Annotated in this window: 14 protein-coding genes; 3 read left to right on the top strand and 11 right to left on the bottom strand. The window is 53.8% G+C overall.

What is annotated here, in order from left to right; all coding sequences use genetic code 11:
- Positions 1 to 16: 16 nt before the first annotated feature.
- The 9 genes from AC0JZ1_RS02210 to AC0JZ1_RS02170 form a co-directional block, all read right to left on the bottom strand.
- The gene (locus AC0JZ1_RS02210) at positions 17 to 655 is read right to left on the bottom strand and encodes an SGNH/GDSL hydrolase family protein (RefSeq protein ID WP_471880806.1); all 639 of its coding nucleotides are present in this window, start codon (positions 653 to 655) and stop codon (positions 17 to 19) included.
- Positions 656 to 671: 16 nt separating this feature from the next.
- Complete coding sequence (locus AC0JZ1_RS02205; RefSeq protein WP_471880805.1) at positions 672 to 1994, bottom strand: pyruvate dehydrogenase complex dihydrolipoamide acetyltransferase; 1323 nt, start codon at positions 1992 to 1994, stop codon at positions 672 to 674.
- Positions 1995 to 2009: 15 nt separating this feature from the next.
- Positions 2010 to 3434, bottom strand: coding sequence for a pyruvate dehydrogenase complex E1 component subunit beta (locus AC0JZ1_RS02200; RefSeq protein WP_471880804.1), 1425 nt, complete (start codon positions 3432 to 3434; stop codon positions 2010 to 2012).
- A 15-nt stretch (positions 3435 to 3449) separates the two neighbouring features.
- On the bottom strand, positions 3450 to 4496 hold the full coding sequence (gene pdhA / locus AC0JZ1_RS02195) for a pyruvate dehydrogenase (acetyl-transferring) E1 component subunit alpha (protein ID WP_471880803.1): 1047 nt from the start codon (positions 4494 to 4496) through the stop codon (positions 3450 to 3452).
- 144 nt (positions 4497 to 4640) lie between these two features.
- Positions 4641 to 4958, bottom strand: coding sequence for an FtsB family cell division protein (locus tag AC0JZ1_RS02190; RefSeq protein ID WP_471880802.1), 318 nt, complete (start codon positions 4956 to 4958; stop codon positions 4641 to 4643).
- 147 nt (positions 4959 to 5105) lie between these two features.
- A complete protein-coding gene (gene eno / locus AC0JZ1_RS02185) occupies positions 5106 to 6380 on the bottom strand; it encodes a phosphopyruvate hydratase (RefSeq protein ID WP_471880801.1) in 1275 nt (424 codons plus the stop codon).
- A gap of 101 nt (positions 6381 to 6481) precedes the next feature.
- On the bottom strand, positions 6482 to 7336 hold the full coding sequence (kdsA, locus tag AC0JZ1_RS02180) for a 3-deoxy-8-phosphooctulonate synthase (RefSeq protein ID WP_471880800.1): 855 nt from the start codon (positions 7334 to 7336) through the stop codon (positions 6482 to 6484).
- A 107-nt stretch (positions 7337 to 7443) separates the two neighbouring features.
- Entirely contained in the window at positions 7444 to 7983 is a 540-nt protein-coding gene (locus AC0JZ1_RS02175; protein ID WP_471880799.1) for a hypothetical protein, read from the bottom strand.
- Positions 7984 to 8004: 21 nt separating this feature from the next.
- Positions 8005 to 8874, bottom strand: a complete 870-nt coding sequence (locus tag AC0JZ1_RS02170) for a VOC family protein (protein WP_471880798.1) — start codon at positions 8872 to 8874, stop codon at positions 8005 to 8007.
- Positions 8875 to 9014: 140 nt separating this feature from the next.
- On the opposite strand from AC0JZ1_RS02170, the gene lexA reads away from it, so the two are divergent.
- A complete protein-coding gene (lexA, locus tag AC0JZ1_RS02165) occupies positions 9015 to 9737 on the top strand; it encodes a transcriptional repressor LexA (RefSeq protein WP_471880908.1) in 723 nt (240 codons plus the stop codon).
- Here lexA and AC0JZ1_RS02160 read toward each other — a convergent pair.
- Positions 9718 to 12123 (bottom strand): ComEC/Rec2 family competence protein, encoded by a 2406-nt coding sequence (locus AC0JZ1_RS02160; protein ID WP_471880797.1) that lies wholly within the window; start codon positions 12121 to 12123, stop codon positions 9718 to 9720. The genes lexA and AC0JZ1_RS02160 overlap by 20 nt on opposite strands.
- A 406-nt stretch (positions 12124 to 12529) precedes the next feature.
- Here AC0JZ1_RS02160 and gltA point away from each other — a divergent pair, with 406 nt between their 5' ends.
- Positions 12530 to 13819, top strand: coding sequence for a citrate synthase (gene gltA / locus AC0JZ1_RS02155; RefSeq protein WP_471880796.1), 1290 nt, complete (start codon positions 12530 to 12532; stop codon positions 13817 to 13819).
- Positions 13820 to 13891: 72 nt separating this feature from the next.
- On the opposite strand, the gene AC0JZ1_RS02150 is transcribed toward gltA, so the two are convergent.
- Positions 13892 to 14827 (bottom strand): LysR family transcriptional regulator, encoded by a 936-nt coding sequence (locus AC0JZ1_RS02150; RefSeq protein WP_471880795.1) that lies wholly within the window; start codon positions 14825 to 14827, stop codon positions 13892 to 13894.
- A 39-nt stretch (positions 14828 to 14866) separates the two neighbouring features.
- Between AC0JZ1_RS02150 and AC0JZ1_RS02145 the strand changes: the two genes are divergently transcribed.
- The gene (locus AC0JZ1_RS02145; protein ID WP_471880794.1) at positions 14867 to 15736 is read left to right on the top strand and encodes an alpha/beta hydrolase fold domain-containing protein; all 870 of its coding nucleotides are present in this window, start codon (positions 14867 to 14869) and stop codon (positions 15734 to 15736) included.
- Positions 15737 to 15822 lie beyond the last annotated feature (86 nt).

Here is a 15822-nt window from a genome sequence, read left to right as displayed (position 1 = left end):
TCTTTACCTGGTGCCTTCAAAGGCCCAGCATCATTCTTACCATGGGCTCGGTTCCCCGTCCGATGGCGCGCGTATTTTCGGCATCCAGATGAATGCCATCCAGCGGCGTTGTCTGTGCTACAGAACCAGCATCGAAGAAACCGCAGCCAGTTTCATCGGCGAGATCTCGATAAAGAGTTGCCAGCATGGCAGACTCCTCCAGCGCATCCTTGAACATCGCAGCAAAAGCACTGTTGGCGGTTTCACAAATACGAGGCGGTGCCATGATTAGAATGTCCGGCGCATCGTAATCAAAACCCCAGATATGATGGCGAACAAGCTCCACAAGCCTTTTCATGCCACTGGCAGCGAGGATTGCGGAACCTGCGATCCCCTGTTTCATATCGTTCGTGCCGAGCATGATAATGATCAGATCGAGCGGCTTATGTGTTGCAAGAACGCTCGGCAGAAGCCGAGCGCCATTGCGATCACAGTCAGCCAAGTGATCGTCATAGGCCGTGGTGCGCCCGTTCAATCCTTCAGCAATCACCCTAACTCCATGGCCAAGCGACTTCTGTAGAACACTTGTCCACCTGTCTTCGTAGGCATGACGACCCAGATTCTCTGGGTCGTATCCCCATGTCAGGCTATCACCATAGGCGAGAACGGAGCGCATTGTTTGCCTTCCCCGCTTAGACGAGCATGCCCATCGGGTTTTCGATGTAACGCTTGAATGCGCCCAGAAGCTCAGCACCCAACGCCCCATCGACTGCACGATGATCGGTAGAGAGCGTAACCGTCATGACGTTGGCGATTTTCATTTCGCCCTTTTTCACAACAACACGCTCCTCACCGGCACCAACCGCCAGTATGGTTGCATGGGGTGGGTTGACGACTGCCGCAAAGTTTTTGACGCCCATCATGCCCATGTTGGAGACTGCCGTCGTACCGCCCTGATATTCTTCGGGCTTCAACTTCCGCTCCTTGGCGCGCTTGCCGTAATCTTTCATCTCATTGGAGATGGTAGACAGGCTCTTTGTCTCTGCCTTGCGGATGATCGGAGTGATCAGACCGCCAGGGATCGATACTGCAACACCAACGTCGGAATGCTTATGCTTGACCATTGCGCTATCGGTCCAGGAAACATTGGCATCTGGAACATCACGCAGAGCAAGAGCAAGCGCCTTGATCACCATGTCGTTGACCGAAAGCTTATAGACCGGCTTGCCATCCTTTTCAGGAGCAGCTGCGTTCAACTGTGAACGAAGTGCAAGAAGCGCGTCGAGTTCGCAATCAACCGAGACATAGAAGTGCGGAATGGTTTGCTTGGACTCCTGCAAACGCTTTGCAATCGTTTTGCGCATGCCGTCATGCGGAACAAGCTCGTAAGAACCCTGCTCAAACAGCTTGAGAACAGCGTCTTCCGACATTCCCTTGGCAAGACTTGGAGCAGGTGCAGCAGGGCCCTGAGATGCCGCTGTCGCAGGCTTTGCAGAACCGCCAGCCGCGGCCTTTTCAACATCCGACTTGATGACGCGACCCTTGGGACCCGAGCCGGATACCTTTGAGATATCCACGCCGGCTTCCTTGGCGACGCGACGAGCAAGCGGCGACGAGAAGACCCGTTCGCCGGACATAGCAACAGGCGCAGCTTCAGCCTTCGGTGCTTCCACAGGCTTTTCTGCAACCGGGACTTCTGCCTTGGCAGCAGCAGGCGCTGCTTCTGCCTTTGGAGCGGCTGCGCCAGACGACGCCGCAGCGGAGACATCTTCGCCGTCTTCGGCAAGAATGGCGATGATTGCGTTGACTTTGACCGCTTCCGTACCTGCCGGAACAACGATCTTGGCCACAACACCTTCATCCACGGCTTCCACTTCCATGGTTGCCTTGTCGGTCTCAATCTCGGCGATGACATCGCCAGACTTGACCTTATCGCCTTCCTTCACAAGCCATTTGGCAAGGTTGCCCTCTTCCATAGTCGGAGAGAGAGCGGGCATGGTGATATTGATCGGCATGAGCCTGCCCTCCGCTTATTTGTAGCAAACAGCCTTAACAGCCTGCACGACTTCACCGACATTCGGCAGAGCCAGCTTTTCAAGGTTGGCTGCGTAAGGCATTGGAACATCCTTGCCCGCGACGGTGATGACTGGCGCATCCAGGTAATCGAACGCTTCGCGCTGGACCGTGTTGGCGATGAAATCGCCAACGGATGACTGTGGGAAGCCCTCTTCGACGGTAACCAGACGGCCTGTCTTCTTGACGGATTCGATAATGGCCGGAATATCCATTGGACGGATGGTCCGCAGATCGATCAGCTCGACATCAATGCCAGCCTGTTCCAGTTCAGCGACAGCTTTGACCGCATAGGTCATGCCGATGCCCCATGAGACTAGCGTCACATCCTTGCCTTTGCGGTGGATGCGTGCCTTGCCGATCGGCAGAACGAAATCATCCAGCTTCGGCACTTCGAAAGACTGACCGTAGAGAATTTCGTTTTCGAGGAAGATCACCGGGTTCGGATCACGAATGGCAGCCTTCAACAAACCCTTGGCATCAGCAGCCGTGTAGGGCACGACAACCTTCAGACCCGGAATGTGGCTGTACCATGCGGCGTAATCCTGGCTGTGCTGTGCCGCAACGCGAGCGGCAGCGCCATTGGGGCCGCGGAACACCATGGGCGCACCCATCTGACCACCAGACATATAGAGCGTCTTGGCAGCCGAGTTGATGATCTGGTCAATTGCCTGCATGGCAAAATTGAAGGTCATGAACTCGACGATTGGCTTCAAACCAGCCATGGCTGCGCCAACGCCTACGCCTGCAAAACCATGCTCGGTGATCGGTGTGTCGATCACACGCTGAGCACCGAATTCTTGCAGCAGGCCCTGAGTGATCTTGTATGCACCCTGGTATTCAGCAACTTCTTCGCCCATGACGAAGACGTCCTGGTCACGACGCATTTCTTCAGCCATGGCATCGCGAAGCGCTTCGCGAACCGTGGTCATCACCATTTCGGTACCTGATGGAATATCGGGATCCGAGGCGACATCAACCTTTGGCGCTGCGGGCACCTTGCTGTCTGCAGAAGACGTAGGCTCTTCAGAAGACTGACGCGCTTTGCCGCCAGCGGCATCGCTCGTCGCTGCTGGCGTATCAGCATCGGCCTTCGCGGCTGTGGGCTTCGTAGCCGCATCAACGGCATCAGCACTTTCACCGTCCTGAAGCAGAACTGCAATGGGCGTGTTCACCTTGACGTTTTCAGTGCCGGCTTCAATCAAAAGCTTGCCGATAACGCCTTCGTCCACGGCTTCCACTTCCATGGTAGCCTTATCAGTCTCAATTTCTGCAATGACATCGCCGGAGGTGACCTTATCACCTTCGTTTTTCAGCCATTTGGAAAGGGTGCCTTCTTCCATAGTCGGAGAAAGGGCGGGCATGAGAATATTAATTGGCATGGGTTCCCTCCCCGATTACAGCAGGATGTCGGTGTAGAGCTCGGATACATCCGGCTCCGGATCGTTCTGAGCAAAATCGGCGCTGTCAGCGACGATATCGCGAACATCCTTGTCGATTGCCTTCAGATCTTCTTCGCTTGCCCAACCTTTTTCAAGGAGGCGCGCGCGAACCTGCTCAATCGGATCATGCTCGGACCGCATCTTCTGCACTTCGTCCTTTGACCGATATTTTGCAGGGTCGGACATGGAGTGACCGCGATAACGGTAGGTCAACATTTCGAGGATGATCGGACCCTTGCCCGAACGGCAATGTTCCGTCGCCTCATCCGCCGCCGCCTTGACGGCGCGGACATCCATGCCATCCACCTGGAAGCCAGGAATGCCGAAGGACGCACCGCGCTGCGAGAAGTCCGTCTGAGCAGACGCACGAGCAACCGATGTCCCCATGGCGTAGCGGTTGTTCTCAATCACGTAAATGACCGGGAGCTTCCACAGGTTGGCCATGTTGAAGCTTTCATAGACCTGGCCCTGGTTTGCCGCGCCGTCGCCGAAATAGGCGACTGATACGTTGTCATTGCCGCGATATTTGTTCGCAAAGCCAAGACCCGTGCCGAGCGAAACCTGAGCACCGACGATTCCGTGACCGCCGTAAAAATGCTTCTCCTTCGAGAACATGTGCATGGAGCCACCCTTACCCTTGGAGTAGCCGCCACGACGCCCTGTCAACTCAGCCATAACGCCGCGCGCTGTCATGCCCGTTGCAAGCATATGGCCGTGATCACGGTATCCGGTAATGGTCTGGTCGCCTTCCTTCATCGCCATCTGCATGCCGATTACGACAGCTTCCTGACCGATGTAGAGGTGACAGAAACCGCCGATGAAGCCCATGCCATAAAGTTGGCCAGCTTTTTCTTCAAATCGACGGATGAGGAGCATTTCACGGTACGCGCTAAGTTCCTGCTCTTTGGTGAACTCAACAATGGTACCGCCGTTGAAGTCCTTCTTTGCAGGCTTCGCCGCCGTCTTGCGACCGGATGCGGACGCGGATTGCTTCAGCGCCATTCATAACCTCCCTGCGTGTTTGATTGGTTGAATGTACCATAGGGAAGTTTATGCGCGCCAGCAATGCTATATTTGCATGGCTCACATGTTGTTCAAGTTATTGAAATAAATAAACAATTATTGGATTAACAAGTTTTCGGTTAATCAGAAATAGTTTTTGAAAATCGTTATTTCATCGTCACGTGAGACGTTTAGCTGATAACGAGCAACCTCATCCAGCATATCTTTTTCCAGCGAGCCATCGCTCAAAAGCCGTACCTGGCGCTCTAGGGCTTCTCGCTTTGCAACCAGCTTCTCAAGTGCTGCAGCGCGCTCAACTCGAGTGTGCTCAAACTTTTCAGTTGCGATCAACCCAAGCTCGCCGTGGATGGAATGGTAGCTGAAATAGGATACGAATGCGATCGTTATTGCGGGCAGGACAAACCGTCCCAGTTTTCGCTCTTTATGGTGCTTCGTCCACATGCAAGAATCCTATCACGCATTACCAAGCGTAAACTGACAGAACTTGCTTAACCAATCGTTGACCACGCTTCCATGGCCCGGCGGGTAAAATAGAAAAGGCGGCGACCAGAAAGATCACCGCCTCAACTTCAGGTTTCGAGCCGCCACTCAGGCGCGAAGAATTGAACGACCTGCGAAGGAGGCCTGCGGCCCCAGCATTTCCTCAATGCGGATCAGCTGGTTGTACTTGGCGAGCCGGTCAGAACGAGCGAGAGAACCTGTCTTGATCTGTCCGCAATTTGTCGCAACGGCGAGGTCCGCAATCGTCGAGTCTTCCGTTTCACCCGAACGGTGAGACATAACAGCTGTGTAACGCGCCTTGTGCGCGGTTTCCACGGCATCCAGCGTCTCGGTCAGCGAACCAATCTGGTTGACCTTGACCAGAATGGAGTTTGCGACGCCCATCTTGATCCCGTCCCGCAAGCGAGCGGAATTCGTGACGAACAAATCGTCTCCAACGAGTTGAACCTTGGATCCAATCTTGTCCGTCAGCGCCTTCCAGCCGTCCCAGTCATCTTCTGCCATGCCGTCTTCGATGGAGATGATGGGGTATTTGGCTGCAAGTTCCGCCAGGTAATCGGCCATGGCTTCCGGCTCGAGGGTGCGACCTTCACCTTCCAGAACGTACTTGCCGTCCTTGAAGAACTCGGTGGATGCGCAATCAAGAGCAATGTGCATGTCATCGCCCGGCTTGTAACCCGCCTTTTCAATCGACTTCATGATGAAGTCGAGTGCAGCAGGAGCACTTTCGAGGCCTGGAGCAAAGCCGCCCTCATCGCCGACATTCGTGTTGTGACCCTGAGCCGCCAGTTCTTTCTTGAGAACGTGGAAGACTTCCGAACCCATGCGAACGGCTTCTCGGATGTTTTCAGCACCCACCGGCATGATCATGAATTCCTGGAAGTCGATCGGGTTATCGGCGTGCGCGCCACCATTGATGATATTCATCATCGGTACTGGCAGTAGGCGCGCATTCGGGCCGCCAACGTAGCGGAAAAGCGGTAGACCGGAAGCTTCGGCGGCAGCTTTTGCAACAGCAAGAGAAACGCCAAGGATCGCGTTTGCACCAAGGCGAGACTTGTTCGGCGTACCGTCTAGCTCACACATGAGGTTGTCGATCAGGATCTGGTTTTCAGCATCGTGACCGCCAAGAGCGTCGAAGATTTCGCCATTGACGGCGTCGACCGCCTTTTCAACGCCCTTACCGAGGTAGCGCTTGCCGCCATCACGCAGTTCTACGGCTTCGTGCGCGCCGGTGGAAGCACCAGACGGCACGGCTGCACGACCCATGCTGCCATCTTCCAGGTGCACGTCCACCTCGACCGTCGGGTTGCCGCGACTGTCAAGAATTTCGCGCGCGATGATGTCGGTAATAGCTGTCATGAGCCTATCCTGTTACGTGGTGGGAAGGAAATGTATGGGATTGTCTTACTAAAAGAAACGCAAAATACAATGGCGGGAACATGACAGGTCCCGCCGCATCTTCATCTTGAACCCTGCTTTGCAACAGCATCGAATGCCAGCAGCGTTTCAAGCAACCGAGGCAGGTTTTCAAGCTTCACCATATTCGGGCCATCAGATGGCGCATTGTCCGGATCTTCATGAGTTTCAATGAATACACCTGCAACGCCAACCGCCACTGCAGCGCGCGCCAAAGTTTCCACGAATTCCCGCTGGCCACCGCTGGAACCGCCCTGCCCGCCCGGTTGTTGAACGGAATGGGTAGCATCAAAGATAACCGGAGACCCAAGCGACGCCATGATCGGCAATGAGCGCATATCGGAAACGAGTGTATTGTAGCCGAACGATGCGCCGCGTTCACACAGCATCACATTCGGATTTCCGCTTTCCGTAAATTTGGCCTGGACGTTTTTCATATCCCATGGTGCCAGAAATTGGCCCTTCTTCACGTTGATTGCGCGGCCTGTTTTGGCGGCTGCAACGAGAAGATCCGTCTGTCGGCAAAGGAACGCTGGGATTTGCAGAACATCGACAGTTTCAGCGACAAGCGCACATTGTTCTTCCGTGTGGATATCAGTCAACACTGGAAAGCCGAATTCCTTTTTCAGATCGGCGAAAATCTCCATTGCCATATCAAGGCCGATACCGCGCTTGCCAGAAAGCGAAGTGCGGTTGGCCTTGTCGAAAGATGATTTGTAAACAAGGCCGATGTTCAGCTTATCGCAAATGTCCTTAATCGCACCTGCCATCATGAAAGCATGTTCGCGGCTTTCCATTTGGCATGGGCCGCAAATCAACGAGAGGCGCTTATCGTTGCCGAATACAACCTGAGAAGCACCCTCGCCCACTATTACATTTGCATTGGCGTGAACGCTCATCGAACCCCTCCTTGTTAGCGGGCAACTGCCGCCCTAAAGCGGTTTGTCCATAACAGGGACGTTTGCTGATGTCACCAAGGGAGCCACCAAACGGCCTAGCAAGGGTCTCAAATGAAGAGAACAGACTTGCAGTATGTCTCCTTGACAAGGCTGAAGGGAACGCCTGCCCCAGTTTCCAGAACGGCGGAATGGCGAAGAACATTTTTCGGCAAAGGGCTTTCACCACAAGGCCAGAGCAGTTCTGCAGATAGAAGTTTTCTGCGAAAATTTAAGGACTCAACAGCACGTCCAAATGCAATCGAAGTATGCTCAAGACGCTTCTTCATGGTGCTGCTTAAAATTTGGAGGCGGTACCAATTCTCAGCTTCCGCAAGGACAACACCACCCCACATCAGATACACCCTGCGATAAGCAAGTGCCTCGCCCTCAGACACCTCAAGAAGGGCTATCACCTGCGAATCGATGACTTCCGTTTCATCAGCCAAACGCTCGGCATAGACCCCACTCGTTTGCGATCCGTATTCCGTACACCAAGCATCCAGTGCAAAGGTGGCGCTATCACAGTTAAGTAGGAGTTGATTGAGCCGTAAAAGCCGCTGATGCGCTTCATTGCTATCTGGCTCTTTAGCTTCATGCTTCTTGATCAACTTCATTGCTCCACGAGAGAATCAAGGCGAGTCGGATCGCTCGACAATGCCCAAGACTGTCGGAAATTCAGGCTGCGAATGGACAATCAGCCTGTCGGCCTTCCTTTCGAAAGACACATTGGTTGCTGTGAGAATGCCTTTGATAGACGTCAGACTCTTCACCGCAATGACAAACCCCAAGGCCGTCAGGTCGCGAAAAGATCGATCTTGGTTTGAGATGGAGTAATCTGAAGTCTCGCGCACAATGCGAATTAAGCTGTTCCCCAACCTAAACGTGATATCGGTTTCCTGTGCTTCAGGTTCCTTCTGCAAGACGGTTTCAATCCGACCTGACGCCTCCGCAGAGTCAGAAGCTGTAAGCACAACCTCGGCCACGCCCAGCGCGCCGTTTGGATGCTCAAGAAGCGCGCCGCCAGGCAACGTTGAATTGATTCGTTGACAGGTGAAGGCAAACAGATCGGCAGAACGCAGGTCGGCAAAGGCCAATTTAAAGGTTGCGGTCACAGCGTTGCCGTCGGCAGATTTTGCCTCGCGCGAAAATGTTAGCATCGAGCCTGCGGATAACTGCTGCCGCTCAAAATAGGCATGATCTGCCACTGCATCATCGGATGCCAGGACAAATGCAGACAAGCCTACCTTCTTGCCAAGTCTACCTTGCTCCAGGTGCCGTTGTGTGAACACATTCCCCTCATTCGCAGCCGCCCTGGCAAGACCCTCGTCCCTCATTGCAAGAGGTTCTAGATACGTGCCGTTCGGAAAGAACACGCACGCATTTGATGTGCCGAACGGATGATGACCTTCAGCCGCGACATTAAAGCCTAAACGCCCAAGGAAACGACTTGCCGCCGTAAGTGACGGAACAGGTAGAACTAGATGGTCGAGGTTACGCATCATTCTTTTCCATGCTTTGCTGGTCCGTCGACTTTGGAGTCTTGAGTCACTCCATACAAGTGCACGAAGTTGCCCTTGCAGAACACAACTGGAACATATAGGGTCCGTTCTGGATTTGTTTCCCGATGGGGTTGCCGGATATGCTTACACGCAAACAGCAAGAACTGCTTCTTTTTATTCACGCTCGCATGAAGGAATCTGGTGTTCCGCCCTCTTTCGATGAGATGAAGGATGCGCTTGAGCTTGCCTCCAAGTCGGGGATACATCGCCTGATTACCGCTTTGGAAGAACGTGGATTTATCCGCCGGTTACCGAATCGTGCACGCGCATTGGAAGTGATCAAACTTCCGGAACCTTTCGGCGCAGGTGCGGCCCCCAAAAGAGGCTTTTCTCCTAGCGTTATTGAAGGGTCTCTAGGTAAAGCGCCACCCGCTCCAGCAACCCCTCAACCAGTTAAGGCTGCTGCGGATGAGAGCAATTCAGCTTCTATACCTGTAATGGGTCGAATCGCGGCGGGTGTTCCCATTTCGGCGATCCAGAATAACACCCACGCCATCAGCGTCCCGATGGAAATGCTTGGACCGGGAGAACATTACGCCTTGGAGGTGAGAGGGGACTCAATGATCGAAGCCGGCATTTTAGACGGCGATACGGTTATTATCCGCAATGGCAGCACGGCCAGCCCTGGCGATATTGTCGTTGCCCTCGTGGATGACGAAGAGGCGACGTTGAAGCGTTTCCGACGCAAGGGTGCATCGATTGCACTCGAAGCAGCGAATCCCGCTTATGAGACACGAATTTTCCCTCCAGAACGGGTGAAGGTTCAGGGGCGTCTGGTTGGTCTCATCCGCCGCTACCACTAAGCCACGTTTGAACCAAATTTGCGTCGTCGGTTGCGGCATATGTCTGTGAACGCCAGTCATAGGAGCGGTGAAGTTCCCATGCTCTTGCCGTTGATGTGAATGCCGGGGAATAGGTCCAGCTCTTAGGATTGGCCTGCCCATTGAACAGGATCTCGATGGTTCCTGTTCTTCGCAAAATGGCTGTGGTCACTAGGAGGACGCCTGATCGACATTTGGTGAATGGCGCTCGGGCGGCGATGACCAAATTGACACGATCGCAGGCATAGCCCAAGAAGCGGGTATCTTGAACCAAAGCAATCTTTGCTCCTTCCATTGTCTGCGTTAGGCACAGCAATTTGGGAAGGCAAACGAATTGGTCATTCGGTATCGCCTTTAGACCACTTCGAACGGCACTGTCGACCGCTTTGATCTGCTCCTCAGTTAAGCGCAGTCGCGTAGTTTTACCGAGTGGCACTGATGGAGCTGTGTCTTCCGTCTTGTCGTGTTCAGCCCTCTCCATGGCGTTGTCCACTTCCAAATCGATGGGACGTCGAGCCGAGGGCAATATCTCGCCCAACTTCAAGCTGTTGCGCCATCTATCGAACAGAAATCCCGATGATTTTGATTCATTTGTGAAGGAACTGGATTTGCGGTGGATCAACAGCGTCTCTCCATCTTCCGCAATAACCATGTCTGGATCATTGCGACCGATACCTGAGAGCATGATAAGCATCCCGCTAGCGAGGAGGAACACACCGGCAAAACGCAGTGGCGATCTCAGGCAAATAACGAGGACCAACCCAAGGGACGTCATTGCCAGAAAATAAGGCGGCGCCCTGCCCGTGCTTATGCCACCTTCCCAAGAAGCAACAAACGTTGCCACCTTGATGACGATCTCAAGTCCCCAACCCATTACAACAAAGAAAGGCGCTTCAAGCCCAAAGGGCATGGCCAACATGCCCAGCAATCCAGCTGGCATAACAACGGCCGAAATGAATGGCATTGTCGCGAGGTTGGCAACTAGGCCATAGCCGCTCAGCTGGTTAAAATGGGCAATCGAAAAAATGGCTGTCGAGAGACTTCCAATCAGGGAGGTCATGATTGTGCCCCCTATGATGGCCGCAATGGAAGAGACTGCGATAGCAACGGGGCCATTGGCGCTCAGCCCATCCTGCGCCTGCCTGCGTTTTGACCAGATGTTGTATCCGGCAACCAGAGCTGCGGTTGCGCCGAACGACATCTGGAAACTCGCACCCATAATGCTGGACGGGTGGAGCAGAAGTATGAGCGTCGCTGCCAAGGCTATATTGTGGAGGCTGATTGATGGGCGATCGAACAGAACAGCTGTCAACATAACCACCATCATGATGTACGCGCGTTCTGCAGATACACCGAAGCCGGATATGAGATAGTAGGCGGTAACCATAACGATAGCGCCAGAAGCCGCCAGCTTTTTCACCGAAACCCGTTGAGAAGCGCCGGGTATCAGAACCAGCAGGGAACGGGCACCCACAAAAAATATGCCCGCTGCAAGAGCCATGTTCAGGCCTGAAATCGCTACAATGTGGGCAAGTCCAGCCTCACGCAAAGCCTCAAGAACGGGGGCTGAAATAGCTCGCCGCTCATCGGTAATGATGGCTGCGGCGAAGGCGCCTTTATCTCCGGGCACAAGGCTACGGATGCGATCCCCCACATGACTGCGGAAATCATAGAGCAGGTTAAGCCAGCCAACCTGAGCCGGAGCGTCGACAGACTCGCCAAGCTTTTCTGGTACGCCATAAAAGAAGCCGCTGGCGCCAATGCCTTCAAAATAGGAGGAAAAGGCAAAATCACTCAGTCCTCCCAAAGCAGGGCCGGATGGTGGAGATAACCTTGCTCTTCCTTTAAGAATGTCTCCCATGCGAAACGGTTTAGCCGCGCCACGAACCGTAAGTGTTAAGCGCGTTGGTGCGCGTCCTAGCTTCGGTCGGCTAGTTGCGCGCACTGCCAGAACGTAACGCCAGCGGTTCTCTCCAACCGCTTCACGTCTTTCCACTACGCCTTCCACCGTCGTAGTGACGGCACTGTCTAGGATAACCGTTGCAAGGCGACATTCTTCCCAGGCTGCGCTCACCATTCCCAAGATACCAATCCCGATAAGGAACGCGAAGGCTGAGACCCAAGTTTGGATGCGTTGGCGAAAATAAAGGCCTGCCGCCAGAAACGGCAAGGCGCTGAGGAGAAGGCTGTAGCTTGGCCGGTTATCGACAGAGAACCAGATGATGGCACCCATTCCGAGCGCGACTGGAATCAAAAGGAAGAGGAGACCGTTCTCAGCCTCCTGCTGCATCCAGCGAGAAGACCGACTGGCGCATTTTACCTCTGCAAGCTGATCAACTTTCTGAGATTCGGGCTCCTGAAACGACATGAAAGGCGAGCCCGATCCACGTCGCGCTGCTGGCAGCCAATCAGTTGCGCTGGGCGGGCCTGTTTCAGCATTCTGCCAAAAGGATTCATGTGCCGGTGGTGCCAATCGGAACTTGCCCCCGCCCGCCGATCAAGGTCTTGGAAGGAGGATTTGCACAGCAAGGGTGCATTGGTCAACGCATTGACAAAGCTGGTTCCTACACTTTCGTATATTGGATCGATTTAATCCAACACAATCTGCGCGGGCCGTCTTTACTGTATCCTCATCCCGCAGATACATCTCGCTTTCGCGGCGCACAAAACATGGTCTGGAACGCTTGGCACGGCGCGTTAGATCATATAGCTAATTTCAACGCTTCTGTTTTTTCTGGCGCGTCCTGCGCCATTCCGCCTATCGGAGGATCAGTATGACGGACACGAACGCACACCTTGGATTGGGAGAGAGCAAAGTCGATCTTCCTGTGCGAAAGGGCACTATCGGGCCGGATGTTATCGACATTGGCGCGCTCTACAAGAACACCGGAGCCTTCACATACGACCCCGGCTTCACCTCCACGGCCTCCTGCGAGTCAAAGATCACTTTCATCGATGGTGACGAAGGTGTTCTGCTGCACCGCGGCTACCCGATCGAGCAGCTTGCAGAACATGGCGATTTTCTGGAAACTTGCTATCTGCTTCTCTACGGTGAACTGCCAACAGCTGCCCAGAAGAAGGATTTCGATTATCGCGTAACGCACCACACGATGGTGCATGAGCAGATGAGCCGGTTCTTCACAGGTTTCCGCCGCGATGCACATCCGATGGCGGTCATGGTTGGTACGGTTGGCGCTCTGTCGGCCTTTTACCATGACTCTACAGATATTACCGATCCGCATCAGCGCATGGTTGCCTCGCTTCGCATGATCGCGAAAATGCCAACGATTGCTGCGATGGCCTATAAGTATCATATCGGCCAGCCATTCGTTTACCCGCAGAACGATTTGGATTATGCATCCAACTTCTTGCGCATGTGCTTTGCTGTACCTTGCGAAGAGTACAAGGTGAACCCGGTTCTGGCTCGTGCCATGGACCGTATCTTCATCCTGCACGCAGACCATGAGCAAAATGCGTCTACCTCCACGGTCCGCCTGGCTGGCTCTTCCGGTGCCAACCCCTTTGCCTGTATCGCTGCGGGCATTGCCTGCCTCTGGGGTCCAGCACATGGTGGTGCGAACGAAGCAGCACTCAACATGCTTCAGGAAATCGGTACGCCGGATCGCATTCCTGAGTTCATCGCCCGCGCGAAGGACAAGAACGATCCGTTCCGTTTGATGGGCTTTGGCCACCGCGTCTACAAAAACTATGACCCACGCGCCAAGATCATGCAGAAGACAACGCATGAAGTTCTGGCGGAACTCGGCCACACCGACGATCCGTTGTTGCAGGTCGCGATGGAGCTGGAAAAGATAGCTTTGACGGATCCCTACTTCATCGAGAAGAAGCTCTATCCGAACATCGACTTCTACTCCGGCATTACGCTCAAAGCCATGGGTTTCCCGACGACGATGTTCACCGTGCTCTTCGCGTTGGCTCGGACCGTGGGCTGGATTGCCCAGTGGGCGGAAATGATCGAAGATCCGCAGCAGCGTATCGGCCGTCCTCGCCAGCTTTATACAGGCGCTCCGCAACGCGATTACGTTCCGTTGTCCAAGCGTTAAACAAATCGAGCACGACTTTTTCAGACGACGATGGACCCTCGGCTTTGCCGGGGGTTTATCTTGGGATAGTTTCTATGCCTTCTCTAATTTCCGCAGGGCAGGCTCTTCCTCCCTCAAACTCTGAACAAGTTTGGCCAACCAGTCTACGAATACGCGAACCTTGTTGCTAAGGTGGCGGGTCTGAGGGTAGACGATGTAAAGCGGAAGCACCTCGCACTCCCAGTCTGCAAAAATCTCCACCAGCTCTCCACGTGATAAGGACTCGGCTGCCATAAAATTTGCGGTTTGGCCGATTCCTACGCCTGAAACGATTGCGTTCACATAGGAGCGTGCATCATTGACGGACACGATGTATCGAGCTCCGGCTTCTATCACCTCTCCATTTTTGGAGAATTCCATCGGGAGAACACGGCCTGATGTTGCGTTTAGATAACCAACGGAAAAATGAGAACGGTCCAGTTCGCTTGGATGCGTAGGCATCCCAAATTTCTCGATGTAGCTTGGCGATGCGTAGGCGCGCATTTTCACCTCACCTACTTTTCGCGCGACTAAAGATTGGTCCGTGGGCGTTCCGCCTCGTAGCGCGCAATCGACGTTCTCGGCTATATAGTCCACCAGCCGGTCACCCACCCCGATATCCAGCTGGATTTGCGGATAACGCTTATAGAAATCGCAGAGGTTTGGGATAACCAGGAGATCCGCAAAAGCCCCTGCCATTTCCACGCGCAATCGGCCGGATGGCTGCGTTTGGGAATTGGAAAGAGATCCATCCAGTTCATCGATTTCCGAAAGAATTTGCACGGCGCGCTCATAGTAAAGCGCGCCATCAGTCGTCACCATGACGCGCCTTGTTGTGCGATTTAACAAAGTAGTTCTGAGGTGAGATTCCAGCGATTGCACCAGGTTTGTCACGGTAGTTTTAGGCATCCCTAATGCGCCTGCTGCACGGGTGAAATTTCCCGTTTCCACCACACGTACGAAAACACGCATTGCAGAAAGCTGATCCATGGTGGAAAACTCCATATTATCCGTGAAAACGGAACAGTGATGCCACTTTTGGCACGCTTGTGCAAATTTGAGGGAACAATAATATGGATCTCACAATATTGGCAACCAGATTTGGCTGAGCTGGCGATGACACAATGGTCTAACATAAGGTTTGAGGGAGCGGCTGAACTCGTACCCTTGCGCCTCTATGAGGGCCTGCGGAGTGGTCGCACGCCGCCAATCGTTCTTTATCTCCGCGGTCGATCTTTTCTGAATCGGGATCGCAGTGAAGCTGAGAGACCCATTGGTAAAGCTCTTGCAGAAACGGGCGCCGTAGTCATCGAAGCGGACTATGCCCAAGCCTCGCAGAGCATTTTTCCAAAAGCAATGGAATGCGCCTTTGAAGCATTGGCATGCATCTCAAGCAGGCGAAATGCTGTCGCAAGTTCAAAATCCGCGCTGTTCGTTGCAGGTGATGAGGCGGGCGGAAATATTGCGGCTGGGGTAGCCTTGAAAGCTCGAGATCTTCTTCCAGGCAAGCTTAGCGGCCAGATGCTATTTTCGCCAATGGTCGATCCGCAAATGACATCGGTATCCTTTCGCGGCGCAGACGATATTGGAATGCGGGAGAGTTGGTCGGACGGATGGAGCCATTATCTGGGCTCGATTATGCAACATCCCTATGCATCGCCTTGCATATGTTCGCGATTGGCGAATGTTGCCCCTGCCCTGATAGTCACATCACTAGATGACCCTTTGCATGATGAAGTGGCAAATTATTCCAACCGTCTGAAAGTCAACGGTGTGGAGGTTCGTGATTATGTTCTTCCGGCAGGGCTCGGTTGGACAAACCTTTATAGCAGTGGAACTGGAGCTTGGCTTCAACCACTGTGCGCAGAACTAAAAGCATTCACTGAAGCTGCACGGTAGTCATAACACATGGCACCTAGCGCTCGTCGGTCGAAGGAGACCTCGATGAAGTACTGTAAGACGACCCTTTAATCCTTCTTGGTGCT

Source organism: Affinirhizobium capsici, assembly GCF_977018625.1.
The sequence above is the reverse complement of the archived record's forward strand: the minus strand, read 5'-3'. Positions and strand labels throughout refer to the sequence as shown.

Bases quoted from the DNA above. Each gene is read 5' to 3' on its own strand.
- AC0JZ1_RS02210 (WP_471880806.1), bottom strand. From the start codon at position 655: ATGCGCTCCGTTCTCGCCTATGGTGATAGCCTGACATGGGGATACGAC.
- AC0JZ1_RS02205 (WP_471880805.1), bottom strand. From the start codon at position 1,994: ATGCCGATCAATATCACCATGCCCGCTCTCTCTCCGACTATGGAAGAG.
- AC0JZ1_RS02200 (WP_471880804.1), bottom strand. From the start codon at position 3,434: ATGCCAATTAATATTCTCATGCCCGCCCTTTCTCCGACTATGGAAGAA.
- pdhA (WP_471880803.1), bottom strand. From the start codon at position 4,496: ATGGCGCTGAAGCAATCCGCGTCCGCATCCGGTCGCAAGACGGCGGCG.
- AC0JZ1_RS02190 (WP_471880802.1), bottom strand. From the start codon at position 4,958: ATGTGGACGAAGCACCATAAAGAGCGAAAACTGGGACGGTTTGTCCTG.
- eno (WP_471880801.1), bottom strand. From the start codon at position 6,380: ATGACAGCTATTACCGACATCATCGCGCGCGAAATTCTTGACAGTCGC.
- kdsA (WP_471880800.1), bottom strand. From the start codon at position 7,336: ATGAGCGTTCACGCCAATGCAAATGTAATAGTGGGCGAGGGTGCTTCT.
- AC0JZ1_RS02170 (WP_471880798.1), bottom strand. From the start codon at position 8,874: ATGCGTAACCTCGACCATCTAGTTCTACCTGTTCCGTCACTTACGGCG.
- lexA (WP_471880908.1), top strand. From the start codon at position 9,015: ATGCTTACACGCAAACAGCAAGAACTGCTTCTTTTTATTCACGCTCGC.
- AC0JZ1_RS02160 (WP_471880797.1), bottom strand. From the start codon at position 12,123: ATGTCGTTTCAGGAGCCCGAATCTCAGAAAGTTGATCAGCTTGCAGAG.
- gltA (WP_471880796.1), top strand. From the start codon at position 12,530: ATGACGGACACGAACGCACACCTTGGATTGGGAGAGAGCAAAGTCGAT.
- AC0JZ1_RS02150 (WP_471880795.1), bottom strand. From the start codon at position 14,827: ATGGATCAGCTTTCTGCAATGCGTGTTTTCGTACGTGTGGTGGAAACG.
- AC0JZ1_RS02145 (WP_471880794.1), top strand. From the start codon at position 14,867: ATGCCACTTTTGGCACGCTTGTGCAAATTTGAGGGAACAATAATATGG.